This is a genomic window from Streptomyces viridosporus, assembly GCF_002078235.1.
GTDB lineage: Bacteria > Actinomycetota > Actinomycetes > Streptomycetales > Streptomycetaceae > Streptomyces > Streptomyces viridosporus.
The window spans coordinates 1-339 of record NZ_MSGP01000788.1 but is presented as its reverse complement, the minus strand read 5'-3'; the positions used below and the strand labels follow the sequence as shown (position 1 = coordinate 339).

Annotated in this window: 1 pseudogene; it reads left to right on the top strand. The window is 78.8% G+C overall.

The window, feature by feature from the left end:
• Positions 1-335: pseudogene (locus B7L92_RS37545) on the top strand (PLP-dependent aminotransferase family protein); the annotation flags it as partial.
• Positions 336-339 lie beyond the last annotated feature (4 nt).

Sequence of the window (339 nt, the reverse complement as noted above, 5' to 3'; positions counted from 1 at the left end):
GGATGGTCCTCCCGCCGTCGCTGGTGCCGGAGGTCGTCGCGCACGGCGGCGGCCGGTCCGTCGGAGTCCTCGACCAGCTCACCCTCGCCGAGTTCCTCACCTCCGGCGCCTACGACCGTCATGTCCGCGCCGCCCGCCTGCGCTACCGGCGCCGCCGCGACGCCCTGGTCGAGGCACTCGCCACCCGGGCCCCCGACGTGCGGGTCACCGGGATCGCGGCGGGACTGCACGCGGTGCTCCGACTCCCGCCGGGCACCGAGCCGTCGGTGGTCCGCGCGGCCGCCTGGCACGGCCTCGCCGTGCACGGCCTCTCGCGCTACCGCCACCCCGCCGCCGGGG